This is a genomic window from Jannaschia seohaensis, assembly GCF_900116765.1.
Classification (GTDB): Bacteria; Pseudomonadota; Alphaproteobacteria; order Rhodobacterales; family Rhodobacteraceae; genus Jannaschia; species Jannaschia seohaensis.
The window spans coordinates 1-23447 of the sequence record NZ_UETC01000020.1 but is presented as its reverse complement, the minus strand read 5'-3'; the positions used below and the strand labels follow the sequence as shown (position 1 = coordinate 23447).

The following is a 23447-nucleotide window of genomic DNA, read 5'->3' as shown; positions in this document are numbered from 1 at the left end:
CATATCCCGCGGCCCCGCGCTGGGATTAGCGTCGAGCGGAGACTGGCATCCCGAGAGGCGGACAAACCATGGACGGCGCACGGATCGAAACGGTGGCCTTGCAGGAGAACGGGCTGACGGTGCTCCTTCCCGACGGCCGCCCCGCCTATTTCAACGCCTGGTGGCTGCGGGACAATTGCCCGAGCTCCTTCGACCCCGTGACCCGGGAGCGGGTCTTCGACATCTTTCATCACGCGACCACGCCGCGCCCGGACGAGGCGCGGATCGAGGAGGGGGCGCTTGTGGTCTACTGGTCGGGCGAAGACCATGTCTCGCGCTATCCGCTCGACATGCTCTCTGCTTATTCCGACGGGCTGGATCGGGCCGACCCGGCGGACCTGCCGCGCCGTCCGTGGTTCGCCGACCACTACCCAAACCTCACCCGCGTCTCTCACCCCGCCCTGCTTGAAGACGCCTCGGAGCGGCGGCGCTGGATGGAGGCGCTGCTGGTCGAGGGCGTCGCCATCGTCACCGACATGCCCGATAGCGACGAGGCCCTGACCCGCACGTCGGGCCTGCTCGGGACGATCCGGCCCAGCTTCTTCGGGTCCTATTTCGACGTGCGCGTGCATGTGAAGCCGACGAACCTCGCCTATACCTCCGCGGCGCTGGAGCTGCATACCGACGTCCCGGCGGAGGAGCTGGCCCCGGGCATCCAGTACCTCCATTGTCGCCGTAACAGCGTCGCGGGCGGGCGGAACCTGTTCCTGGATGGGACGGCCGTGGCCAACGACCTGCGCGCCGCCGACCCGGAGGCGTTCCGGCTGCTGACCGAGGTCGCGGTGCCCTTCTACAAGGAGCATGACGGCATCGACATGCGCGCTCGCCAGCGCGTGATCGAACTCGACCGCAAGGGCGAGGTCGCGGGGGTGACGATCAGCCAGCACATGGCCGATATCTTCGACCTGCCGCAGGATCTGATGGACAGCTACTACCCCGCCTTCGTGAAGTTCGGGCGGATGTTGCAGGACGACAAATACGTCATGCGCTTCTCGCTGAAGGCAGGCGAATGCATCAGCTTCGACAATCATCGCATCGTCCACGGGCGCGAGGCCTATTCCGCCACCAGCGGTGAGCGCTATCTGCGCGGCACCTATACCGACCGGGGTGAGTTGCGCGGGCTCTACCGCGCGATGGTGACCCGGGGGCGGTTTGCGTGAAGGACCTCGTCCGCGCCGGCGACGTGGCCCTGCGCACCGATCTTGCGGCGGCCTTTCGTCTGGCCGCGCGCTTCGACTGGCACGAGTCGGTCGGCAATCATTTCAGCGTCGCGGTGTCGGAAGACGGGCGGCGCTTTCTGATGAACCCGAAATGGCGGCACTTTTCCGAGATCCGGGCCAGCGATCTTCTGCTGCTCGACGCGGACGACCCCTCGGTGATGGAGGGGCCCGACGCGCCCGACGCCTCGGCCTGGACGATCCACGGTGCGCTGCACCGGGCGCGGCCGGATCTGCGGGTCGTGCTGCATTGCCACCCGCCTCACGCGACGGCTCTGGCCGCGTTGAAGACACCGGCGATGCCGCCGGTCGACATGAACACGGCGCGGTTCTGGGGTGATCTCGCGATCGACATGGATTGCGGGGGGATAGCCGATGACGCCGCCGAGGGCGCGCGCATCGCCGCCGCCCTGGGCGATTGCTCGACCCTGCTGATGGCGAACCACGGCCTGACCTGCACCGGCGCGACGGTCGCGCAAGCCTTCGAGCAGCTGTATTTCTTCGAGAAGGCCGCCCGCACGGTGCTGCTGGCGCTGGGGTCGGGCGCGCCGCTTGGCGTGATGTCGGATGCGGTCGCCGCGCGGACGGCGGCGGGCTGGGCGGCCTATGCCGGGATGGCCGACGCGCATTTCGCGCATCTGAAATCGGTGCTCGATCGGGAAGAGCCGGACTATCGCGACTGAGCGAAACCGGCAAAGCTTCGGGAATGAACGCAGAGGGGACGCCATGAAGACGGGTTTTATCGGGTTGGGGAATGTCGGCGGCAAGCTCGCGGGCAGTCTGCTGCGCAACGGCATCGACTTGCGGGTCCACGACCTCGACCCTTCTCTGGTCGCGGATTTCGTGGCGCGGGGCGCGGGCGAGGGGGGCGGCCCGGCCGAGATGATGCGTGCGTGCGACGTGGTCATCACCTGCCTGCCGTCGCCCGCCGCTTCGGCCGCGGTTATGGCCGAGATGCTGCCCGAGATCCGGCCAGGCAAGATCTGGATGGAGATGTCCACGACCGATGCCGATGAGATCCTGCGGCTGGGCGCGCTGGTCGCCCAAGCCGGCGGCACGGCGGTCGAGTGCCCGGTCTCGGGCGGCTGCCACCGCGCCGATACCGGCAATATCTCGATCTTCGCGGGCGGGCCGCGAGCCGCTGTCGAGGCGGCGATGCCGCTGCTCAAGCATCTTGGCCGCCGCATTCTGCATACTGGCGATCTGGGCACGGCCTCCAAGCTGAAGGTGATGACGAACTATCTCGCCACCGTCCATCTGGTCGCGCTCTGCGAGGCGATGACCACCATGAAGGCCGCCGGCTTGGATCTCACGACCACCTACGAGGCGATCCGCATCAGCTCCGGCACCTCCTTCGTGCATGAGACCGAGAGCCAGTTGATCCTGTCCGGCTCGCGCGACGTGAACTTCACGATGGACCTGATTCAGAAGGATATCGGTCTGTTTCAAAAGCTCGCCGACCAGGGGGGCGTGCCGCTCGAAATGTCGCCCCTGCTGATCGAGATCATGCGCGACGGTCAGAGGCGGTTCGGCGAGCGCGCGCAATCCAACCGCATCATCGAGCGGCTGGAGCAGGCGACCGGGCTCCAGGTTCTGGCCGACGGCTTCCCGCTGGTCCTGGTCGACGACGAACCCGAAGCGGAGGGGGCCGAGGTGACGCGTTCGGTCTCGCCCCTGGCCGCGGCGGAGTGACGTCCGGCCGCCAGGGCCTCGCGCTCTGGCCCGCGGCGCCCGCGCGCCTGACTGGCTCAGCGAGCCAATACTTGCCGGCGTCCTGCCGCAAGAGCCGCGCCGCGGGCCGGCTGGTAGTCGGAGGCGGCCGCAGCCCCAGAACGCCCCTGCGATCAAGTCGTGACTTTGTTGAAGAATGCGCCCTGAACTGACCCGCAGGACGGTTTGGATCGAATTGAGTGCGCGAGGAGTGCCGGAAGGGGCGGGCAGGGGGCAGTCAGCCGTTGGAACGAGGTTTCGCTGGAAGCGGTTCGTTTGGGTGGCGCCAACCCGACGGAGATCACGCGGTCTCTGCATGTTGCGCATTCGGTGCGCTACGATGCGTGGGTGGGGTAAGACGCTTCGGTGGGGGCGTATTGGGACGGAGATCCCGGAGGCGGCGTGGGAGGCCGGGCTGGCCGCGGCGCAGGCCGTGCGGGACCCCCGGTTTGAGGACGGGTCGAATGCCGAGGACGACGACGCCGACACTACCGGCTGCGCGCCGGTCAATCCCGATGACGGCGAAGCGCTGGTCGATCCGACCCAGTGGACGCCCTTGCGGGTGGCTCATGGCGGTGGATAAGCAGGGCAAGAGCGCCGCGACGGCCTACGCCTACCGCAACGCGGTCGAGACCGATCACCTGCGGGGCATCTGGAGCGATCGGCCCCTGAGCGATCTTGCGACCGAGACCGGCATGAACGCGGTCGTCGCGCGACACGAGAAGATCACGAAGGGCGAGACCGGGCGGGGCTGGGGAGCCTATCCGAGGACGATCCCTGTGGACAACGGCTCCGAGTTCATCTCGCGCGACCTTGATCTCTGGACCTATGCGAACGACGTCGTCCCGGACCTCACCCGGCCGGGAAAGCCCACGGACAACGGCTTCATCGAGGCGTTCAACAGCACGCTCCGCGCGGAATGCCTGAACGCCCACTGGTTCAGACGGGCGCGAAACGTTGGTTGCTTGGCTTAGAGACGACAACGAGGTTCGGCGGCACAGCGCCATTGGGTCCAACGCCCCGGCGGCCATCCATAAGCCCGACGGATCAGCCAGCCCGCCCTCGTGATCAGAGGCCGGAACCTCCAGACCAAGGCGGTCCAAGGTCCGGGGCGGAGCAGCCGGAGCGCTACAACCCGTCATGCACTCCGATGAAGCCCAGACCACTTGATTGGGGCTGGTCAGACGTCAGGGCGGAGCACTTCTTCAGGGGGGCGACTGGGAGGACGCTGGTGGCGGATGGCCACGCGGCCTCTGGGCGTTCTACCCGGCGAGCCACCCGCCCTCGACCATCAGGCAGGACCCGGTCGTGAAGGAAGATGTGTCGGCCGCCAGGAAGAGGATTGCCTCGGCCACCTCCTCTGCGCGTCCGAGCCGCTGCATCGCATGGCGCGCGGCTGAGCGGGCACGGGCCGCCTCAGGATCAGGCTGGCGCGCGAAGGCCCGCGCCAGAAGCGGCGTGTCGATCGCACCGGGGATCACCGCATTGACGCGGATGCCCGCCTCCGCGTGATCGAGCGCCATCGTGCGCGCCAAGCTCATGACCGCGCCTTTTCCGGCAAGATATGCGGCGTTCGAGCGCCCGCCCGCCAATGCCAGTTGGGAGCCGACCATGACGATGGAGCCCCCGCGCCCCTCCATCGCCGCGACGGCCTGATGCGCCCAGAGATAGGTGCCGTCGAGAACGGTATTCAGGACGGCCTTCCAACTCTCGTAGTCGCCGGAGGCGACGCTCTTGCCGTCGGACCATCCTGCTGCCGTGACCAGAATATCGAAGCCGCCGAACCGCTCGCGGATCTGGGCGGCATGCGTTGCAACCGTCGCCGGATTTCCCACATCTCCCGTGAGACGCAGCGCGCTGGGAAAGGTGTCCTCCAGGTGCGCGCTGTAGGAGCGGTCGACGAGCACGAGACGCGCGCCCGTCTCTTCAAAGAGCCGGGCCGTCGCAAGACCGATCCCCGAGGCTGCGCCGGTGATCACTGCCACCCGGCCGGCAAGAGGGGTGCTTCGGCTCGGGGCGTCGGTCGTCATGTATCAGGGCTTTCTGGCGGCTTCGGATGAAAACAGGCAGCGGGTTCAGCCGTCAAAAAGGGGTCTCCCTCGAGGCATGCACATTTTTGCGGCAAAGCTTCTCGTGACCCAGGTTGTCGTAGCTGAATTGTCTCGCTCGCCCAGCGAACGTCGATACAGTCACGCTAGGAAAATGCAGGAGGGTAGGCAATGCGTTCGTTCTCGAGGGTGGCCGCGGGCGTCACATTGGCTTTTTGCCTCGCACCTGTGGGCGTTTCCGCTCAGGAGGTGACGCTCAGGCTCCATTCGTTCGGTTCGCCGACGTCGCTCGACCATACCGAGCATCTTGATCGGTGGGCCGAGCAGGTCGAGGCCGACAGCGACGGGCGCATCGCGGTCGAGGTCTACCCCTCGCTTCAGCTCGGCGGCGGGGTCGCCGATCTCGTGCCGCAACTGGAGGATGGGATCGTCGACATCATCTGGACGCTGCCGGGCTTTGCACCTGGGCGCTTTCCCGGCACGCAGGGGCTTGAGCTGCCCTTCATGAACACGGGCGACAGCGCGTCGATGAGCCCCGCTGCGATGGAGTTCATCACCACTCATCTCGGGCCCGAGTTCGAGGGCATCAAGATCATCTCCGTTCATGCGACGGATGCCTCCCTGGTGCATACGGTGGACACGCCCATCGAGACGCTCGAGGACTTCGAGGGGCTGAAGCTTCGCGTTGCCGGGCGCTTCATCGGCGAGGCGGTCAAGGGTCTCGGCGCGACGCCCGTCGGTATGGGGTTGGGCGATGTCTATGAGGCGCTGGAGCGAGGCCAGGTCGACGGGATGCTCATCAACTGGGCCATCACCAAGCCGTTCCGGTTCTACGAAGTCACCGAGTATCACACGGAGGTGCCGCTCTATCAGTCGATGCTCATGACGCTGATGAGCCAGGCGAGCTACGATGCGTTGCCCGACGACCTCAAGGCGGTGATCGATCAGAACTCGGGTGTCGAATACGCCAAGCGCATGGGCGTCATCTGGGACGGCGAAACCGAGCCCGCGCGTCAGGCGACCATCGATGCCGGCGACACGATCATCACGCTCTCCGACGAAGAGATCGCGCGGTGGAAAGAGGCCGTTCAGCCCGCCTACGACGCCTGGATCGCGGAAATGGATTCGCGGGGCTACGATGGGGCGGCGCTGTTTGAAGCGTTGAAGGAGATCACCGCCAAATACGGACGCGAATGAGTCTACTGGAGACTGGCCGCCGTCGCCTCGAGACGGCGGCAACGGTCGCGGCGCTCATGGGCGGGATCGCCCTGAGCGCCACGGCGCTCTTCACGTTCGGGGCCGTCATCGCCGATGCGTTCGGCGCCCCTGTCCTTGGCGACAGCGAAGTGGTCGAACTCGTGGTCGGCGCGTCCATCGCGACATTTCTTCCGCTGTGTCAGATCAAGAACGGCCATGTGGCGATCACGATGTTGACCGATCCGTTGCCGAGGGTCCTGCGCGAGAGTGCGGATGTGATGGCGGCCGCGCTGATGCTCGTCGTGGCATTCCTTCTGACGTGGCGCATGGGGATCGGCGGACTGGACGCGTTCGAGCGGGAGCGCGCCACGATGTTCCTCCGCCTGCCTTTGTGGTGGGGATACCTTGGTGCCTTCATGCCCTGTCTTCTTTGGGTTGTCGCCGCGGCTTTCGTTCTCCTCGAACGGCTCGCGCGGCTCCGCGGCCATCGGACAATCGACCCAGAGGGCCAGCCTTGAGCAACTACGAGATCGGCGTCACGATGTTCGGCGGCGTGCTTGCGATGCTGGCACTCCGCGTCCCCGTTGCCGTGGCTATGCTGGTCGCCGGCGGCCTCGGCTACGCCGCGATCCTCGGCTGGGGGCCTTTGCTCGCCAACCTAAAGACGCTCACCTTCAGCCGGTTTTCGAACTATAACCTGTCGATCATCCCGCTCTTTCTGCTGATGGGGGAGTTCGCCACCAAGTCCGGCATGAGCGCCGCGCTCTTCCGCTGCGCGCGTGCCTATCTCGGCCACCGTCCGGGCGGGCTCGCCATGGCCACCATCGGCGGATGCGCCGCCTTCGGCGCGCTCTGCGGCAGCTCGATCGCCACGGCCGCCACGATGAGCCATGTGGCGGGACCGGAGATGCGCCGGAACGGCTATTCGGGGGCGCTCACGACGGGGACGCTCGCGGGCGGGGGCACCCTCGGCATTCTGATCCCGCCGTCGGTCATCCTGGTCATCTACGCCCTCTATACCGAACAGAGCATCGGCGCGCTTTTCGTGGCCGCCATCGTGCCGGGGCTTATGGCGGTCGCCGGCTACATGGCCGTGATCTGGATCTACGTGAAGCTCGCGCCCGCCTCCGCGCCGACGGTCGAGCGCTTCGGCTGGCGGGTCCGCTGGCAGGAGACGCGCACCGTCTGGCCCGCCGCACTCGTCTTCTTCATCGTGGTGGGAGGCATCTACAACGGGTGGTTCTCGCCCACCGAGGCCGCGGCTATCGGCGCCGTCGCGGTCGGGCTTCTGGGCATCATCGGCGGAACCATCCGCATGAAGGAGTTCGGCGAAGCGATCACCGGCACGGCCATCACGACGGCTTTCATCTTCCTGATCCTTCTCGGAGCAGAGCTGTTTTCCTCGGCTCTGGCGCTGACGCGGATGCCGGCCGAACTCTCGGCACAGATCGTCGCGCTGGACGTCCCGCCGCTCGCAGTCGTGGTTCTGATCCTCTGCGTCTACATCGTGCTCGGCTGCGTGCTCGAAAGCCTCGCGATGGTGCTCCTGACGCTTCCCATCTTCATTCCGGTGATCCTCGCGCTCGATCTCGGGATGAGCGAGGCGGAAACGATGATCTGGCTTGGCATCCTGATCCTGATCGCGGTCGAACTGGGAATGATCTCTCCGCCATTCGGACTGAATCTTTTTGTCATCAATGCAATGGCGAAGGATGTCCCCATGGGCACCACCTATCGCGGCGTGGCCGGGTTCTGCATTTCCGACATCCTGCGGATGGCGCTGCTCGTCGCATTTCCGGGGCTCACGCTTTGGCTGACCGGCGTCAGCTAGCGGCGGGGGCAGGGCACCCCGTCGCCATCGAGACCGTCGAGCCACGCGAAATACCGGTCGAGCGCTTCGTCGATCGGGGCGACGTCAAAGCGCCGGCCCGTCATCGCAGCGAGGCGGCCCAGGCGCATCGGCGGGCGGTTCACGGCGAAGAACGGCACGTTGGCCCGGCCCGCGTCGATCTCGGCTCTGACGCCGAAGGCCCGCGCCACACGTTCCGCCATTTCGAGCAGATCGACGGAGCGGTCGGCCCCGACATTGACGACCCCTTCGGCGGTCTCGGTCTCGATCAGCGCGAGGAGCATCTCGCGGGCCGCGCTCACCTCGCAGAGCGGTGCCGAGGCCGGGAAGGGCAGGACGACATCCCTGCCGCTGCGTGCGGCCTCGACCATGCAATAGACCGGCGACGGCGTCGCGCGTTCACCGGTTCGGTGCTCCCAGGGTCCCCAGAGAACGCCGAGGCGAGGGGTGAGCACCGACACGCCATGGACCGCGCCAAGACGCAACGCCAGCATCTCGGCGGACAGTTTGGAGATCGCATAGAGAACCTTGGGGGACGGCGGCATCTCTTCGTCGAGCCCCGCACACTCCTCCAGCGTGCGCCCGTAGACCGCAACCGACGAGAGCGCGATCACGCGCCGGACGCCCAGGGAAGCGGCGCTCTCGATCACGCGCGCCGTCCCGCCGGCGTTGATGTCGAGGATCGCGGCCGCATCGCCCGCCGCCTCTCGGGCTGCATCGGGGGTCGCGGCTGCGGCATGCACCACCAGATCGGGTCGCGTCGCCTGCATTGCCGACTTGACGCTCGCCATGTCTCTCACGTCCATGCTGTGGAACGGGATGGACTGGCCGAGCGCCCGGCTTGCCCAATCGGGCGGCCTTTCGGATGCTGCGAGAACGACCTCGTGGGTCTCAGCCACCAATCGCTCAGCCAGGGCGAGACCGACGAACCCAGAGCCTCCAGTCAGCAGGATGCGCATGAAGACCTCCAAGGATGATGGCCGCTCCGAGGCCGACGCCGGACTGTCCAGGCTGGAAGCCAGGATAGCAAGTGATCTCGAAAAGATCTCCTGGCCGCCGGATTACTGGGTCAAGCCGCGGACTGCCGCCGATGACTCACCCATGCTCAACGTCCTCGTCGTCGGTGCGGGCCAGGGCGGGCTGACCATCGGATTTCAGCTCATGCGCGAGCGGATCGACAGGATCCTGCTGGTGGATTCCGCTCCGCCCGAGCAGCGCGGCCCCTGGAGGACCTACGGTCGGATGAAGACCCTGCGATCGCCGAAATTCGTGACCGGGCCGGATCTCGACATCCCCTCCCTGACGTTCCAGAGTTGGTTCGAGGCACAGTTCGGAGCGCTAGCCTGGGCCGAGTTGGGCAAGATCCCGAACGCCATGTGGTCGGACTATCTCGCCTGGTACGAGCGTGTGCTCGTCCTGCCGGTCGAGGCGGGCTCGACCGTCACGGCGCTCCGACCCTACGATGACCGCGTAGAGGTCGATGTCTCGGGACCAGAGCCGCGCACCCTCCAGGCCCGCCACGTCGTCCTGGCCAACGGGATCGAAGGCTTCGGGCGCTGGTGGATGCCCGATTTTGTGGAGGCCCTTCCGGAACCGTTACGCAACCACACCGCCGATCGGATCGACTTCCCACGGCTCAAGGGCAAGACCGTCGCCGTCCTCGGCGCGGGCGCCTCGGCCTTCGACAACGCCGCCGCCGCGCTCGTAGCCGGCGCCGAGGCGGTGCATATCTTCGTTCGGCGCGATGCGTTGCAGCGGGTGCAGCCCTTCAAGCAGATCTCCTATTCCGGCTTCCTGCGCCATATGGGCGATTTGCCGGTCGACATGCGCTGGCGCTTCCTGCGTCATCTGCTGACGATCCGCGAAGCCTTTCCGAAAGAGACCTGGGACCGGGTCATGGCGCATCCGAACGCGGTGCTCCACACCGGAGCGGGGTGGACCGCCGCGCGTGCCGAAGGGGGGCGCGTGCGTATCGAGACGGCCAAAGGTCCCTTCGCGTGCGACCATGTGATCTGTGGCACCGGCCTCGCGATTGGTGCGGAGCACAGGCCGGAACTGGCAGACATCGCACCGCGCATAGCGACCTGGGGCGACCGGTTTCCACCTGCACGCGAGGAGCCGCGCCTTGCGGCCTATCCGTTTCTCGGAAGCAGTTTCGAATTGCAGGCCCGCGCCCCCGCTGACGCGGCGGCCCTGGCGCGCATTCGGGTCTTTTCATTCGGATCTACAATGAGCTTCGGCCCGTCGGGATCCTCGATCAACGCCCTGAAATTCGGCCCAAGCCGGCTGGTCGGCGGTATCAGTGCTGCGCTCTTCGCCGAAGGGGCCGAGGCGCATCTTGCGGATCTCCTGGCCTATGAGACCCCCGAATTCTGATCCCCAGACCCATCAACGCCGCGCCATTGCGTGGTCTGGAGCTTGGCTCGCGGAATATGGCACCGAGAGGAGTTGCCTTCACTTGGCACAAGATCCGCAACGCCCCCGGCCTTGAGGGCGCCCGATACGCCCGACGCCTCAGGGTCGGGAGCCTGTGGACGCGCCTCAAGAAATGGCGCGCTATCGCTACGCCTTACGGCAAGACCGGCGGAACCGTTCGGCGCGCCATAGATCGCGCCGTCGGTCCCGATGGGGTGTCTAACAGGCCCTGGCTCAGAAGCTCTGCGGACCTGAACAAGTCTGGGCGGGGACAGGCGCGCTCTGCTTGCGTCATGAGACAACCGGCCATCGTCTGGCATCTTCGGCTTTGAACCCAGGCTCTGGACACATGACCTTTGGCTGGCGGTCGCGGCGAAGGCCTTTGAACCAGTTTCGACCTCGGACAGGGGGAGGCTGGCATACGGGCCCGAGGCGCGACCCAGAGACTTGGATCGACGTCCCGCTCGACCGGGACTGCAAGGCGACCGTCCAGCGGCCGTCATCCGTAGACCTGCCGCCAGATCAGCACGGATGACGTGCAGGACGGCGACCACCGCCTGCGGTGTTTGAGCGGACAGCACCTCCCGGTCCGTCGAGGCGGAGCGCAGGCCCATGGATCCTGGTCGCGCGCGTCGGAAAGCTGTTCCAGCTTGGGGCGGCCACAGCCGGAAGCGGATGCAATGCATCGCATCGTGGCGGATCGCATCGAGGACGGTCTCGGCATTCGTGAAGGGAATGCGCTTGGGGGCGGAGGCGGGGGCGGGGGCCGCCGCCTCGATTCAAGCGCCGGCGCCCCGGTCCTCAGCGGTTACATGTGACGGGTGACCCCGCCATCGACCCTCAGGGACTGCCCTGTGATGTAGCTCGAGTCGTCGGTCAGCAGGAAAGCCGCCGCCTTGCCCTGTTCCTCCGCCCGCGCGAGACGCCCGAGGGCGGACATATCCGCGAATTTCTGTGGCAGGGCGAGGCTGTCGGTAAAGCCGGGCAGCAGGCAGTTCATGCGGATATTGGCGGGGCCGTACCGGTCCGAATAGAGCTTGGCGAAGCTGGAGACGCCGACGCGGTAGACGCTGGAGGTCGGGAAGGTCAGCGACGGCTCGAAGGCCGAGAACGTGGTGATCGCGACGATGGACCCGCCGCCCTGGGCCTCCATCACCGGGGTCAGGAGCTTGGCCAGACGGATCACCGGCTTCAACACCATCTCATGTGCGCGGTCCCAGTCCTCTTCGGGAATCTCCAAGAGATCGCCTTTGGGCGGGCCGCCGACATGGATCAGGCAGGAGTCGATCCGGCCGTAGGTCGACATGGCGGCGTCGACGATTGCCTTGGTGTCTTCGGCCACCTGCGCGTCGCCTCGGCGGGCGATGCCGCCCAACTCCTCGGCCAGCGCCTCACAGCTCTCGGACGGGGACATGAGCACCAGCTTGTAGCCCCGCGCATGCATCTCCCGCGCTGCGGCCGCGCCCATCCCGCGGCCTCCGCCGACGATCAGGCATACTTTGTCGGTCATGGTCCTGTCTCCTTTGGGTGTCTCTTTCCCTCCGGGCCGCGCCCGGCGCCCCGCGATATCTGAATACGGGCCGTCCGAGCGGCCTGCATCCTCTTTGGTGCGGCATCGTCGTCGCGCGAGGTTCGGGTCACCGGAGGAGCCCCGCGCGCAGCAGCAGCGCCACGCTCGACGCGACGCAGAGCGTCAGGATCGCCGGGCGCAGCCAGGCGGCGGCGCGCGGATCGCGGATCACGAAGCGCGCAAGCCAGAAGCCGGCCAGCGCCGCCGGGATCAGGCTCAGTCCGCGCAGGATGTCGGCCCAGCCGAAAGCGCCGAACGCGGCCAGCGCGGCGATCGAAAGGATGGCTCCGAACATCAGGACGGCGTTCATCGTCGCCCGCAGCTCGCCGCTCGGCGCGTTCTGCAATGCGATCGCGAAGGGCGGCGCGCCTACCCCGGTGAGCGTCCCCATCAGGCCCGACACGATCCCCGCCGCGGCGACCCGCGGCACCGTCGGCCGGAATCGGGGGGCCAGGACAGACAATCCGACCGCCAGCAGGATCGACAGCGCGAAGAGCGCCTCGAAGGTCGCGGCGGAGGCGCCGGCCACGAAGAAGGCCGCGAGCAAGGCCGCCGGGGCGCGGCCCGCCAGCCCCGCCACGACATAGCGCCTCTGAACATGGCGCAGGTCGCGGAGTGACGACAGGGCGCTCACCAGGATGCCGAGAAAGATCACGCCTCCTGGCACCAGGGCCGGGTTCAGGAACATGAGTGCGGGCGCCGCCACCAGGCCGAACCCGATCCCGGCGGAGGACTGCACGACACCCGCGGCCATGATCGTGGCGAATGTCAGAAGGTAGATGCCAGGAGATGCGACGGCGCCGGAAAGGGCCGCGACAGCCGCGTCCATGGGCTCAGGTCCCGGTCAGGGCGCCGGGACTGTCGTCGATCTCGGGCACGGAGGCGAGCAGGGAGCGGGTATAGGGATGCTGCGGGTCGAAATAGACCTGCTCCACGGGGCCGATTTCGACGATGCGGCCTTTCTGCATGATCGCCACCCGATCCGCGATGTGGCGCACCACCGCAAGATCGTGCGCGATGAAAAGGTAGGTCAGTCCGAGCCGCGCCTGGAGATCCTGCATGAGATTGACCACCTGCGCCCGGATCGACACGTCGAGCGCCGAGACGGGTTCATCGGCGATGATGAGACGTGGCTCCAGAGTGAGGGCGCGCGCGATGCCGACCCGCTGCCGCTGTCCGCCGGAGAAGGCGTGGGGGTGACGGTCGGCGGCATCCGCCGGAAGGCCGACGAGTCCCAGCAAGTCCTCGACCCGAGCCCTCAGGCGGGCGGGGTCGCGTTCCAGCCCGTGGACGATCAGCGGTTCGCCGACGATCTGGGCGATCGTCATGCGCGGGTTGAGGCTGGAATAGGGGTCCTGGAAAATCAGCTGCATGTCGCGCCGCAGGCGGCGGAGTGCCCGGGCGTCCTGTGCGCCGACATCCTGCCCGTCGAAGGTGACCCGACCGCTGCTGATCGGCGCGGCGCGCAGCAGGGCCCGGCCCGTCGTGGTCTTGCCCGAGCCGCTTTCCCCAACGAGACCCAGCGTCTCTCCGGGGTAGATCTCAAAGCTGACACCATCGACGGCCGTCATCGTTCGGGCCGGTCCGAACAGCCGCTGCTTGCCGACGGGAAATGTCACGGTCAGGTCCTCGACCCGCACCAGCGGCTGGACGGCGTCGGGTGACTGGGTGCGGGCTGGCGCCGCGGTCGCGGTCGCGGTGGGCCGGGGCTCGGCACGAGGTGCGGCGCGCATCGGGTTGTGGCAGGCCAGACGGCCGGCGCCGTCGGGCAGGGGGCGCAGGTCTGGCGCCTGGGCGCAGGCGGCGACCGCGTTGGCGCAACGGGGCCGGAAGGCGCAGGCGGTCCGGGGCAGACGGAGGTCGGGGGGCTGGCCCTCGATGGTGCTCAACCGGTCGCCGCTCTCCATCAGGCGCGGCGTCGCGGCAAGCAGACCGGCGCTGTAGGGGTGCTCCGGCGCGTGCAGCAGGCGGGACGCCGCCCCCTCCTCGGCGATCTCGCCCGCATACATGACCGCGACGCGCTGACAGAGCCGGGCGACGACGCCGAGATCGTGGGTGATCATCAGAATGGACAGCCCCAGCCGGGCCTGAAGGTCCGCCAGAAGGTCGAGGATCCCCGCTTGCACGGTGACGTCCAGCGCGGTCGTCGGCTCGTCCGCGATCAGCAGGTCGGGTTCCGCCGCCAGCGCCATGGCGATCAGCGCGCGCTGGCGCATCCCGCCCGAAAACTCGTGCGGATATTGGTCCACGCGGTCCTCGGGATGCGGAATCTGCACGAGGTCCAGCAATTCCGTGGCGCGCGTGCGGGCCGCGTTCGCGCTCATCCCCCGGTGCCGTTCCAATACCTCGGCGATCTGGGCGCCGATGGTGAAGAGCGGGTCGAGGCTGGTCATCGGATCCTGGAAGATCATCGCGATATCGCGGCCGCAGACCTCGCGGCGATAAGCCTCGGTCGCGGGGTCGCCCTCGGTGTTCAGGATGTCGCGGCCCTTCCAGCGCACCCGCCCCGCCTTGAGCCGGCCCGGCAGGTCCACCAGCCCCATCAGTGCCATCGCGGTCACGGACTTGCCGCAGCCGGATTCCCCCACGAGGCCCATCGTCGTCGCGGGGCCGAGGTCGAACGAGATCCCTCGCACCGCATGGACCGTGCCGCGGCGGGTGAGGAACTCCACCTCCAGCCCGTCGACCTCCAGCAGCGGCGCGCTCATCGGGCGGGCCGGGCGCGCCGAGCGAAGCGCTTCTCCCGCTCCAGCGGATCGGAGGTGACGCGCAGCCATGTTGCGATGAGGTTGATCGCCAGAACCGTCAGCGCGATGGCGAGCCCCGGGAAGGTCACGAGCCACCAGGCGCGGAACATGTACTCCTTGCCCTGCGCCACATCGAGCCCCCAGGAGGTGGCGGGCGGCTGCACCCCCAGCCCGAGGAACGAGAGCGCCGCCTCGGCCAGCACGATCCGGGCGAATTCAAGGGTGGCGAGCGTCAGCAGCGGCGCCGAGAGGTTGGGCAGCAGATGCCGCAGCATCACCCGCCAGGTGGAACAGCCGAGCAACCCGGCCGCCTCGACGAAAGCGGTATGCTTGAGCGACAGGACCACGCCACGGGTGACCCGCGCGTAAACCATCCAGCCGTTTAGCGCGAGCACGACGATGACCGTCATCGTCGACGGACCAACGACGGCGAGGATCATCAGCGCCAGAAGCAGACCGGGAAAGGCCACCTGCGTGTCGATGACCGCGCTGATCCAGTTGTCGGTGCGCCCACCGACATAGCCCGCGGTCAGCCCCATCAGCACCCCGAAGCCGCCGGCGAGCGCCACGGTCGCCGCGCCCACGATCAGCGAGATGCGCGAGCCGTGGATGAGCCGCGACAGCACGTCCCGGCCCAGATGGTCGGTGCCCAGCACATGGGCCCAGTCGCCGCGATCCATCCAGGCGGGCGGCTTGAGCCGCGCGATGATGTTCTGCGCCTCGGGGTCGTGGGGTGCGATCAGGGGGGCGAAGATCGCCACCAGCAGCAGCAGGACGAGAAAGACGACGCCGGTCATGGCCGTGCCGTCGCCTCTGAGATCCGCCCACAGGCCCGGGGTCGTCTGGCCCGCCGTTGCGCCGGGCGACGTTTCGACCGAGGTCACGTCACTGCCCTCCATGGCCGTCACGAGGCACGCAGGTCGATCCGGGGATCGAACGCCTTGGCAAGGATGTCGAGCAGCAGGTTCAGCGCCACGACCATGATCGCGGTCAGGAAGACGATGGCCTGCAACAGAATCAGATCCTGACGTTCGATCGCCTGGATCGCCGTCAGGCCCAGCCCGGGCCAGGCGAAGACGCTCTCGACCACGACGGTATAGCCGGACAGCGCGCGGATCAGCTCCCACCCCGCGAGGGTGACGATCGGCACCGCCGAGTTCTTGAGCGCGTGGACCGCGATCACCCGCCACGGGCTGAGGCCCTTGACCCGCAGCACGCGGACATACTGGGCGTTCAACTCGTCGATCATGGTCGAGCGCACGACCATCACCAGCCGCGTCATCGCCGGGATCGCCAGTGTCAGCGCGGGCAGGATGATATGCGCGGGCGTGCCGGAGCCGGAGGTCGGCAGCCAGCCCAGCGTCAGGGCGAAGAACACGATGAACAACAGGCCTAGCCAGAACTGTGGAATGGAGAGGCCGATCAGGCTGATTAAGACCACGATCCTGTCGACCACCCCCTCGGGCCTGAGGGCCGCGACGACGCCCAGTGGCACTGCCAGCGCGACGGCCAGCCCGATCGCCGCGAAGGTCAGAAGCAGCGTCGCGGGCGCCCGTTCCACGATGATCTCCATGACCGGGCGCCGCTGCCAGAGGCTCTCGCCGAAATCGAGCACCGCGACGTCGCTGACGTAATCGACGAACTGCACGCCGATGGGCCGGTCGAGGCCCAGCTGCGCCTCGAACTGGTCGCGCTGTTCCTGGGTGGCCTCAAGCGGGAGCATCACCCGGACCGGATCGCCGACCAGCCGGGTGAGGATGAAGACGACCACGACGACCGACAGGACGACGATGACGCCCTGCCAGAGTTTCGCGAGGATATAGCGGCCCATCCGGTCGTCTTCTGTCGGCTCAATCCACGGTCATGGTGGAGACGAACATTTTGCCGTCCACCCGGGGCTGCCAGTCCAGCCGCTCGGAAAGGCCGTAGACGTTGTTGATGTTCAGAAGGAAGGTCAGGATCGCCTCCTCATGCGCGAACTCAACGGCCTGTTCATAGAGCGCCTGACGCGCCTCGGGGTCGGTCTCGGAGCGGGCCTGGGTGATCCAGGTCTCCAGTTCCTCGAAGCTGTTGGAGGAGCCGAAGCCTGAGGGCGCGTAATAGGCCGAGAAGGACCGGTCCGCATCCAGAAGCTCGTTGCCGGAGACGACGAAGATCGCATCGGCCCGGTTCTCCTTGTCGAAGAGCCGCTGAAGGTATTCGTCGAACTCGAAGATCTGCACGTCGACATTGAGGCCCACGGCCGACCAGTAGCCCGCGACGACCTCAGTGACCTCGCGGTCCTTCAGCCAGCGGCCCGACGTGCCCACGAGGGTGATGTCGCCGCCGGCGGCGCCTGCCTCCTCCAGCAGCGCTTTGGCGCGCTCGGGGTCGTAGGGGTAGGGGCCGACCTCCTCGTTGAAGCCGAAATAGGTGGTGCCCAGAAGTTGCCCCTGCTCGACCTGTGCCTGCCCCTCGAACAGGGCCGAAGCCAGCGCCTCCTTATCGACGGCGAGGTTCAGGGCCTGCCGCACGCGCTTGTCGGCGGTGATCCCGCCATTGGTGTTCAGGATCACGGTGGGGTGCTCGAGCCCGCGCATCGAGGCGGAGGCGGGCACCTGGTCGGTGAATTCGGGCAGCAGGTTGGTGATCAGGTCGACCTCACCGGCCATCAGGGCGGCCATGCGCGTGCCGCTTTCCTCGATGAAGCGGTAGGTGACCTCGGTCACGTCGGGGGCTTCGCCGCGCCAGTCGGGATCGGCCGCCAGCACGATCTCGTTGCCACGGTCCCAGCTGACGAACTCATAGGGGCCGGAGCCCACGGGGTTGGAGGCGAAGTCTTCGGCCTCGGAGGCCACGGGCGGGACGATCATGAAATAGTACATCCGCGCGGGCAGGATCGGATCCGGCCCGTCCGTCAGGATGCGCACGGTGGTGGCGTCCACGGCCTCGGCGCCCGCCAGCGTCGAGAAATAGCTCAGCTGTTCGGAATTGAGGTCGGGGTCGATCATCCGCTCGACCGAATGGACGATGGCGGCGGCGTCCAGAGGCTCCCCGTTATGGAAGGTGAGCCCGGCGGGAATCGTGAATTCCCAGGTGGTCTCGTCGATCTGAACCGGCTCGCCGGTCGCGAGGCCGGGGACGAGGTTGCCGTCGACATCCCGTGCCATCAGCGTCTCGAAGACGTTGTCGTTCACGGCCTTTTCGGCCCCGTCATCGGCCGCGTGCGGGTCGAGCGTCGTCGGCTCGGCCCCGAGCACGATGGTGATCGCGTCGGCAAGTGCGCAGACAGGCATCAGCACAAGGGTGGCGGACAGGAGCGCGGCCCCTGCGGTCTCGGTCAGTCGTGTCGGCACGGATCGTCTCCCTGATCTTTCGCGGTCTTTTCTCGTTCCCTAGGGACCGGTTTGCCGCGGGCCCACATGACTGTGTTTGTCACGAACGATCAAGTCCAATGAACATTGGCTGTCCGGCCAGGGCCGGTTTCCGGGATGCCGCGTCGCTACCGACGCGCAGTGCCGGATTCTTCGGCACTCGCCGCGGCGGATCGCCCATTGAACCACTGCCCGCGGTCCGAGGTCACCCGACAGGCCGATAAGGCGCGGGGTCAATGGCGGGTGCGTGCCCGGCGATCAGGTCGGCCATCAGCCGGCCCGCGCCGGCGGCCTGCGTCCACCCATTGGAGCCGTGACCGGCGTTGATCCACAGCCCCTCGACGCGCGCGCTGGGCCCGATCCGGGGGCGGCCGTCCGGCGTCATCGGGCGGTGGCCGGTCCAGGGCTCGGGCGCGCTGGCGGCCGCCTCGGGGAAGAACCTGTGCGTGATGTCGGTCATCCCGGCAAGCTGCGCCTTCGGCAAGCGCGTCGAGAAGCCGTCGAGCTCCGCCATGCCGCCGACCCGCAGCCGGTCGCCCAGGCGGGTGAACATGATCTTGCTGTCCTCGTCCATGATCGAGGAGCGCGGCCCGGCCCCCTCCGCGATCCCAGGCCAGGTCAGCGAATAGCCCTTGACCGGATAGACGGGGATCTCGGGCACGAGGGCCGGGATCCACGGCCCGCCCGCCAGCACCACGGCATCGGCCGCGATCTCCCCGTCGGGCGTGCGCAGGCCGGTGAGCCGGCCATTCGCCTGCCGAAGCCCGGTGATTTCGGTTCCGTACCGGAAGGACACGCCCCGATCCTCCAGCCATGCGGCCATGGCCCGGCAATAGGCCTGGGCGTCGCCGGTCCCATCGTCGGGGAAATGCAGCGCGCCGGTGAAGGACAGGTCCGTCCGCGCGAGCGCCGGTTCGATCTGCGCGATCTCCTCCGGGTCCAGCAGGCGGTGGGCGATCCCCATCTCGGACAGCACTTCGGCCGCGCGCCGACCGCCGGCAAGGCTGTCGGGGCTACGGAACGTCTGAAGGATTCCCCCCTCGCCCCGGTCGAAGCGCAGCCCGGTTTCCTCCACGATCTCTCGCAGGCAGGCATGGCTGTAATGGGCGATGGCCTGCATGGCGCGTTTGTTGGCTTCGAAGGGGCTGGGCTTGCAGGCCTGGGCGAACTGCCAGAGCCATCGCCATTGCGCCGGGTCGAGCCGGGGCCGGATCTTGAGCGGCGCGGAGGGCTGCGCCAGCCACCGCACGGCCTTGCCGATCATGCCCGGCGCGGCCCAGGGGCCCGCGAAGGAGGGGCAGAGCCCTCCCGCATTGGCAAAGCTCGTCCCCAGCCCTGGCCCGGACAGCCGGTCGACGACGGCAACGTCCTGTCCGTCGGAATGCAGCGCATAGGCCGTCGACAGTCCGACGACTCCCGCGCCCACGACGATGATGGCCAAGACCTACTCCGCGGCGGTCAGCGCCGTGGCCCCGGTGCGGAACCCGTAACGCTTGTCGAGCCCGAGGCGCGACATCATCTCCAGCGCCTCGGCGACCGCGGGCTGGGCCAGCGGCTGCAAGGGGCGCCGCAGCGGACCGGCGGGCATGCCCATGGCACGCATCAGCGTCTTCACCGCCACGGGGTTGATCGCGGAATAGGCGAAATGCAGGACCGGCAGGTTTTCGAGCCAGGCCGCGCGGCAGGCGAAGGCGTCTTCTCCGGTCTTCCAAGGCGTCGAGATGACGGCCATTTCGCGCGGGATCAGGTTGCCGGTCATGTTCGCCGTGCCATGACCGCCCAGCGCCATCGTCGGCACCACGAGTCCGAGATTGGGCGAACAGCAGCACATGATCGACATGTCCGGTTGCGCGGCGCAGACCTGCGCGACCTGCCCGACGCGAGTCGTGCTCTCCTTGAGGACGACCATGTTGGGATGTTCGGCCAGACGCAGCAGGTTGGACCAGTGCAGATCGGTCTTCACCCGGGGCGGGTTGTTGTAGAAGCCCATGGCCAGGTCGGCGCTGTCGAGCACCTCGGCCATGTAAGCCTCGATCGCGTCGTTGTCGGCGCAGATATACGAGGGCGCGGCGACGATCGCGCCATCCGCCCCTTCGGCGGCGGCGAACCGCACCTGCGCGATGGTCGCGTCCGTGTTGTTGCCGGTGCAGCCATACCACATCGTCATGCCCGGGCGGCGCATGGCGAGCGTCCGGCGCACGATCTCCTGCCGCTCCTCGGGGGTCAGCATCGAGACCTCTCCGGTGGAGCCCATGATCAGCAGCGCCGAAGTTCCGTTCTCCGCGTGCCAGTCGATCAGGGTCCGAAAGCCCTCGTAGTCGATGGACCCGTCCGCGTTCATCGGCGTGATGAGCGCCACGAAGGAGCCGGTGGGCTTTTGATGAGCCATGGCGAAGATCCTTTTCTGGCTGGCCCGTCGAAGACACGGGCGGGTGAGTGACGCATGGTCAGGTAACAGATTTCGACGCGTCGCGCGAGGGCCGGTCAGAGCGTGCCGGGATAGTCCCCGCCATCCATCAGGATCGATTGCCCCGTCATCAGCCCCGAATGGGCGGAGGCGAGAAAGGCGAAGAGCGCCCCGATCTCGACCGGCTCTCCGTAGCGTTTCGCCGGCGAGGAGGCCGCGCGCTCCGCCCAGATGTCGTCGAAGCTGCGGCCGGTGCGCTCGGCCAGGGCGCGGACATGGGTCCGCTGGCCGTCGCTGGCGACGATGCCCGGCAGGATCGTGTTGATCGTGACGTTGCGGGCGACGCCCTCGCGGGCGAGGCCCGCGCAGAACCCCACAAGCCCGGTGCGCGCCCCGTTCGACAGCCCCAACTCCGATTGCGGCAGCTTCACCCCGCGCGAGGCGATGTTGACGATCCGGCCGAAGCCGCGCTCCGTCATGCCGTCGAAGGTCAGCCGGATCATCTCGATCGGCGCGAGCATCATCAGGTCGAGCGCCTCGATCCAGGTGTCGCGGGTCCAGTCGCGGAAATCGCCGGGCTTCATCCCGGCGGCGTTGTTCAAGAGGATATCGGGCGCGGGGCAGGCCTCCAGCGCGGCGGCGCGCCCGGCTTCGGTGGTGATGTCGGCGGCGACCGTGCGGATCTCGGCGCCGGTTTGGGCGCGGATCTCGGCGGCGGCCGCCTCCAGCGTCTCCGCCCCGCGTGCCACGAGCGTCAGCGCGCAGCCCTCGCGGGCCAGCGCCTCGGCACAGGCGCGTCCCATTCCCTTAGACGCGCCCGTCAGCAGGGCACGTCTGCCCCTGATCCCCATGTCCATCCAGATCACTCCGCATTTTCCGACCGCACGGCAGCCCATCCCGCGCGGCCGCCGGAGCGGACGATGCCGAGGCGGCCCCCTGACTGCAACCCCATGACCTGACCGCATTCCGTCCTCGTCCCGTCGGTCGGACAGTGGCCGGCAGGGGCCTAAACGTCGAGGGTGAAGGGTGACGCCCGCCTGGACATCGATCCGGGGCGCTTCATGCAACGGCGCCAACGAAAGTGACTCCGTACACTGCAAATAGGTTACAGGCTAGGCTCCGGACCCATTGACCGTCTAGCGACGTCAGCCTGTTGGTGAGTCACGTCGGCCATCCTGGATGGGGGGATGGTCATGTCCGAGAACTTGTTCTGGCTGAGCGAGGTGCAGATGGAGCGGCTCAGGCCCTACCTGCCCGACAAGGTCCGGGGCGTGGCGCGGGTGGACGATCGGCGGGTGATCTCGGGCATCGTCCACGGCGAGGCATGAGCCCGCCACTGATGGTGTGGATGGCCCCGCCCACGGCATCTGGTGTGCCAAGGTGGGAGCTGCGTAGCATTCCACCGAGAGGAGCCATCCATGGGCCAGCCTATCACCATCGGCCTCGATCTGGCCAAGTCCGTCTTTCAGGTGCACGGCGTGGACGTCGAAGGGCGGGTCGTCGTCCGGCGTCAGCTGCGGCGCTCGCAGGTCTTGGCGTTCTTCGATCGGCTGGGACCGTGCCTGGTGGGCATGGAAGCCTGCTCGGGGGCGCATCACTGGGCACGGGAGCTTGGCGCTCTCGGCCATCAGGTTCGGCTTATGCCGCCGGCCTACGTCAAGGCGTATGTGAAGCGGGGAAAGACGGACGGTGAGGCGGACCGTGGCCCCAGTGGGGCCACGCAGCCGACGAACGACGCGGAGGCCATCTGCGAGGCGGTCACCCGCCCGACGATGCGGTTCGTTCCGGTGAAGTCGGCCGAGCGGCAAGCGGCGCTCTTGGACCACAAGGCCCGGGACTTCCTTGTCCGGCAGCGGACGCAGACGGTGAACGCCATCCGTGCGCATCTGGGCGAGTTCGGGGTCGTCGTGGCCAAGGGCATCCACAACCTCGACCGGCTGCTCGAAGCCGCGCAGGACGTTCCCGAGGCGGCACGCCCGGCGCTCGACCTGCTCGCCGGCCGGCTCGGCGACTTGGAGGAGCGGATCGAGGCGGCGACGGCGCGCATCACCGCCGCCCAGAAGGCGGACCCGCTCGCCCGGCGGCTCGCCACGATCCCCGGGCTGGGACCGATCGCGTCCTCGGCCTTCGCGGCCACGACGCCGGATGTCGCCGCCTTTCGCTCAGCCCGCGACTATGCGGCGTGGCTCGGGCTGACACCACGGGCGCATTCCTCGGGCGGCAAGGAGCGGCTGGGGCGCATCAGCAAGGCGGGAAACCGCTATCTGCGCCGGCTGCTCTACCTTGGCGCCATGGCCAGGATCAGCGCAAGGCGCGGACGGCGCGCCGCCAGGCTGGAGGGCGCGCCCGACTGGCTCGATCGGATGCTCGCGAGGAAGCCGGTGAAGGTCGCAGCCGTGGCCCTCGCAGCCCGCATGGCCCGCGCCGTCTGGGCGCTCATCGCCCGCGGCGGCAGCTACCGGGCCGTGCCCGGCTGAGAACCGGATCGTCGCCGGGCGCGCCTGGCGGCTCCGAGATGGTGAGGCGCGACGTGAGGCCCCTCTCGGGACATCGCCTGCGGCGATGCCCTGCCGGGCAGTGGATGGCGCGAGGCGGAGAACAGGCGGACGGGACACCCAGCTCGAACCGGTGCGGCTCAGACCGCGGGCCATTGATCGGGACCCGTCCACCCCAGCGGACTTCATCAGGGCGCGCAGCAGATCACGCCGCATACAGGACGCCGTATACATGGCCGCGACCGACTAGATGCCACCAGCCGAACAAAGCGCTTGCCAAGGGGCCATCCATACATGGTCCGAGTGCCAGGCCGAGCAAGTCGGGCTGCCGGTGGGTGGACGCAGCTGAGGAGTATGGACCGCGCAAGACCCTCTACAACCGTTGGCGGCGGTGGGCCGA

General features: G+C 67.9%; 20 protein-coding genes and 3 pseudogenes. 12 read left to right on the top strand and 11 right to left on the bottom strand.

Features of this window, described 5'->3' with window-relative positions:
* Positions 1-68: 68 nt before the first annotated feature.
* From DTQ71_RS21630 to DTQ71_RS24465, 5 genes and pseudogenes are all read left to right on the top strand, one after another.
* The gene (locus DTQ71_RS21630) at positions 69-1199 is read left to right on the top strand and encodes a TauD/TfdA family dioxygenase (protein ID WP_109566376.1); all 1131 of its coding nucleotides are present in this window, start codon (positions 69-71) and stop codon (positions 1197-1199) included.
* Positions 1196-1939, top strand: coding sequence for a class II aldolase/adducin family protein (locus DTQ71_RS21625; protein WP_109566375.1), 744 nt, complete (start codon positions 1196-1198; stop codon positions 1937-1939). The genes DTQ71_RS21630 and DTQ71_RS21625 overlap by 4 nt, the downstream gene beginning before the upstream one ends.
* 43 nt (positions 1940-1982) lie before the next feature.
* Positions 1983-2948, top strand: coding sequence for an NAD(P)-dependent oxidoreductase (locus DTQ71_RS21620; protein WP_109566374.1), 966 nt, complete (start codon positions 1983-1985; stop codon positions 2946-2948).
* A 358-nt stretch (positions 2949-3306) separates the two neighbouring features.
* On the top strand, positions 3307-3549 hold the full coding sequence (locus DTQ71_RS21615; RefSeq protein WP_146204915.1) for a hypothetical protein: 243 nt from the start codon (positions 3307-3309) through the stop codon (positions 3547-3549).
* A gap of 178 nt (positions 3550-3727) precedes the next feature.
* A pseudogene (locus DTQ71_RS24465) lies at positions 3728-4034 on the top strand (integrase core domain-containing protein); the annotation flags it as partial.
* Positions 4035-4228: 194 nt separating this feature from the next.
* Here DTQ71_RS24465 and DTQ71_RS21605 read toward each other — a convergent pair.
* On the bottom strand, positions 4229-4951 hold the full coding sequence (locus DTQ71_RS21605) for an SDR family oxidoreductase (protein WP_211317175.1): 723 nt from the start codon (positions 4949-4951) through the stop codon (positions 4229-4231).
* Between the two features lie 234 nt (positions 4952-5185).
* Here DTQ71_RS21605 and DTQ71_RS21600 point away from each other — a divergent pair, with 234 nt between their 5' ends.
* From DTQ71_RS21600 to DTQ71_RS21590, 3 genes are read left to right on the top strand one after another with little or no spacing between them, the layout of a single operon-like run.
* Complete coding sequence (locus DTQ71_RS21600) at positions 5186-6211, top strand: TRAP transporter substrate-binding protein (protein ID WP_109566371.1); 1026 nt, start codon at positions 5186-5188, stop codon at positions 6209-6211.
* Positions 6208-6729 (top strand): TRAP transporter small permease, encoded by a 522-nt coding sequence (locus DTQ71_RS21595; protein WP_109566370.1) that lies wholly within the window; start codon positions 6208-6210, stop codon positions 6727-6729. Before DTQ71_RS21600 ends, DTQ71_RS21595 begins: the two co-directional genes overlap by 4 nt.
* The gene (locus tag DTQ71_RS21590) at positions 6726-8042 is read left to right on the top strand and encodes a TRAP transporter large permease (RefSeq protein WP_109566369.1); all 1317 of its coding nucleotides are present in this window, start codon (positions 6726-6728) and stop codon (positions 8040-8042) included. The genes DTQ71_RS21595 and DTQ71_RS21590 overlap by 4 nt, the downstream gene beginning before the upstream one ends.
* Here DTQ71_RS21590 and DTQ71_RS21585 read toward each other — a convergent pair.
* Positions 8039-9019, bottom strand: coding sequence for an NAD-dependent epimerase/dehydratase family protein (locus tag DTQ71_RS21585; protein WP_109566368.1), 981 nt, complete (start codon positions 9017-9019; stop codon positions 8039-8041). The two genes, DTQ71_RS21590 and DTQ71_RS21585, sit on opposite strands and share 4 nt — an antisense overlap.
* Between DTQ71_RS21585 and DTQ71_RS21580 the strand changes: the two genes are divergently transcribed.
* Complete coding sequence (locus DTQ71_RS21580; RefSeq protein ID WP_109566367.1) at positions 9018-10436, top strand: NAD(P)-binding domain-containing protein; 1419 nt, start codon at positions 9018-9020, stop codon at positions 10434-10436. The genes DTQ71_RS21585 and DTQ71_RS21580 overlap by 2 nt on opposite strands.
* A gap of 847 nt (positions 10437-11283) precedes the next feature.
* Here DTQ71_RS21580 and DTQ71_RS21575 read toward each other — a convergent pair.
* From DTQ71_RS21575 to DTQ71_RS21535, 9 genes are all read right to left on the bottom strand, one after another.
* Positions 11284-11985: an SDR family oxidoreductase gene (locus tag DTQ71_RS21575; RefSeq protein ID WP_109566366.1), complete on the bottom strand. Its 702-nt coding sequence runs from the start codon at positions 11983-11985 to the stop codon at positions 11284-11286.
* A gap of 127 nt (positions 11986-12112) precedes the next feature.
* Complete coding sequence (locus DTQ71_RS21570) at positions 12113-12874, bottom strand: sulfite exporter TauE/SafE family protein (RefSeq protein WP_109566365.1); 762 nt, start codon at positions 12872-12874, stop codon at positions 12113-12115.
* A gap of 4 nt (positions 12875-12878) precedes the next feature.
* Entirely contained in the window at positions 12879-14753 is a 1875-nt protein-coding gene (locus DTQ71_RS21565) for an ABC transporter ATP-binding protein (protein WP_211317174.1), read from the bottom strand.
* On the bottom strand, positions 14750-15691 hold the full coding sequence (locus DTQ71_RS21560; RefSeq protein WP_109566363.1) for an ABC transporter permease: 942 nt from the start codon (positions 15689-15691) through the stop codon (positions 14750-14752). Before DTQ71_RS21560 ends, DTQ71_RS21565 begins: the two co-directional genes overlap by 4 nt.
* 5 nt (positions 15692-15696) lie before the next feature.
* Positions 15697-16623, bottom strand: a complete 927-nt coding sequence (locus DTQ71_RS21555) for an ABC transporter permease (protein WP_109566362.1) — start codon at positions 16621-16623, stop codon at positions 15697-15699.
* A gap of 19 nt (positions 16624-16642) precedes the next feature.
* Positions 16643-18127, bottom strand: a complete 1485-nt coding sequence (locus tag DTQ71_RS21550; RefSeq protein ID WP_211317173.1) for an ABC transporter substrate-binding protein — start codon at positions 18125-18127, stop codon at positions 16643-16645.
* A gap of 223 nt (positions 18128-18350) precedes the next feature.
* Positions 18351-19586, bottom strand: a complete 1236-nt coding sequence (locus DTQ71_RS21545) for a D-amino acid dehydrogenase (RefSeq protein ID WP_109566361.1) — start codon at positions 19584-19586, stop codon at positions 18351-18353.
* A 3-nt stretch (positions 19587-19589) separates the two neighbouring features.
* Complete coding sequence (locus DTQ71_RS21540; protein WP_109566360.1) at positions 19590-20534, bottom strand: dihydrodipicolinate synthase family protein; 945 nt, start codon at positions 20532-20534, stop codon at positions 19590-19592.
* 95 nt (positions 20535-20629) lie between these two features.
* A complete protein-coding gene (locus DTQ71_RS21535; RefSeq protein WP_109566392.1) occupies positions 20630-21409 on the bottom strand; it encodes an SDR family oxidoreductase in 780 nt (259 codons plus the stop codon).
* 336 nt (positions 21410-21745) lie between these two features.
* On the opposite strand from DTQ71_RS21535, the pseudogene DTQ71_RS21530 reads away from it, so the two are divergent.
* From DTQ71_RS21530 to DTQ71_RS21520, 3 genes and pseudogenes are all read left to right on the top strand, one after another.
* Positions 21746-21865 (top strand): annotated as a pseudogene (locus tag DTQ71_RS21530) (IS5/IS1182 family transposase); the annotation flags it as partial.
* 105 nt (positions 21866-21970) lie between these two features.
* Positions 21971-23029 carry an IS110 family RNA-guided transposase gene (locus tag DTQ71_RS21525; protein WP_109566359.1) on the top strand — a complete coding sequence of 353 codons (1059 nt, stop codon included), beginning with the start codon at positions 21971-21973 and terminating at the stop codon, positions 23027-23029.
* Between the two features lie 335 nt (positions 23030-23364).
* Positions 23365-23447 (top strand): annotated as a pseudogene (locus tag DTQ71_RS21520) (IS5/IS1182 family transposase); the annotation flags it as partial.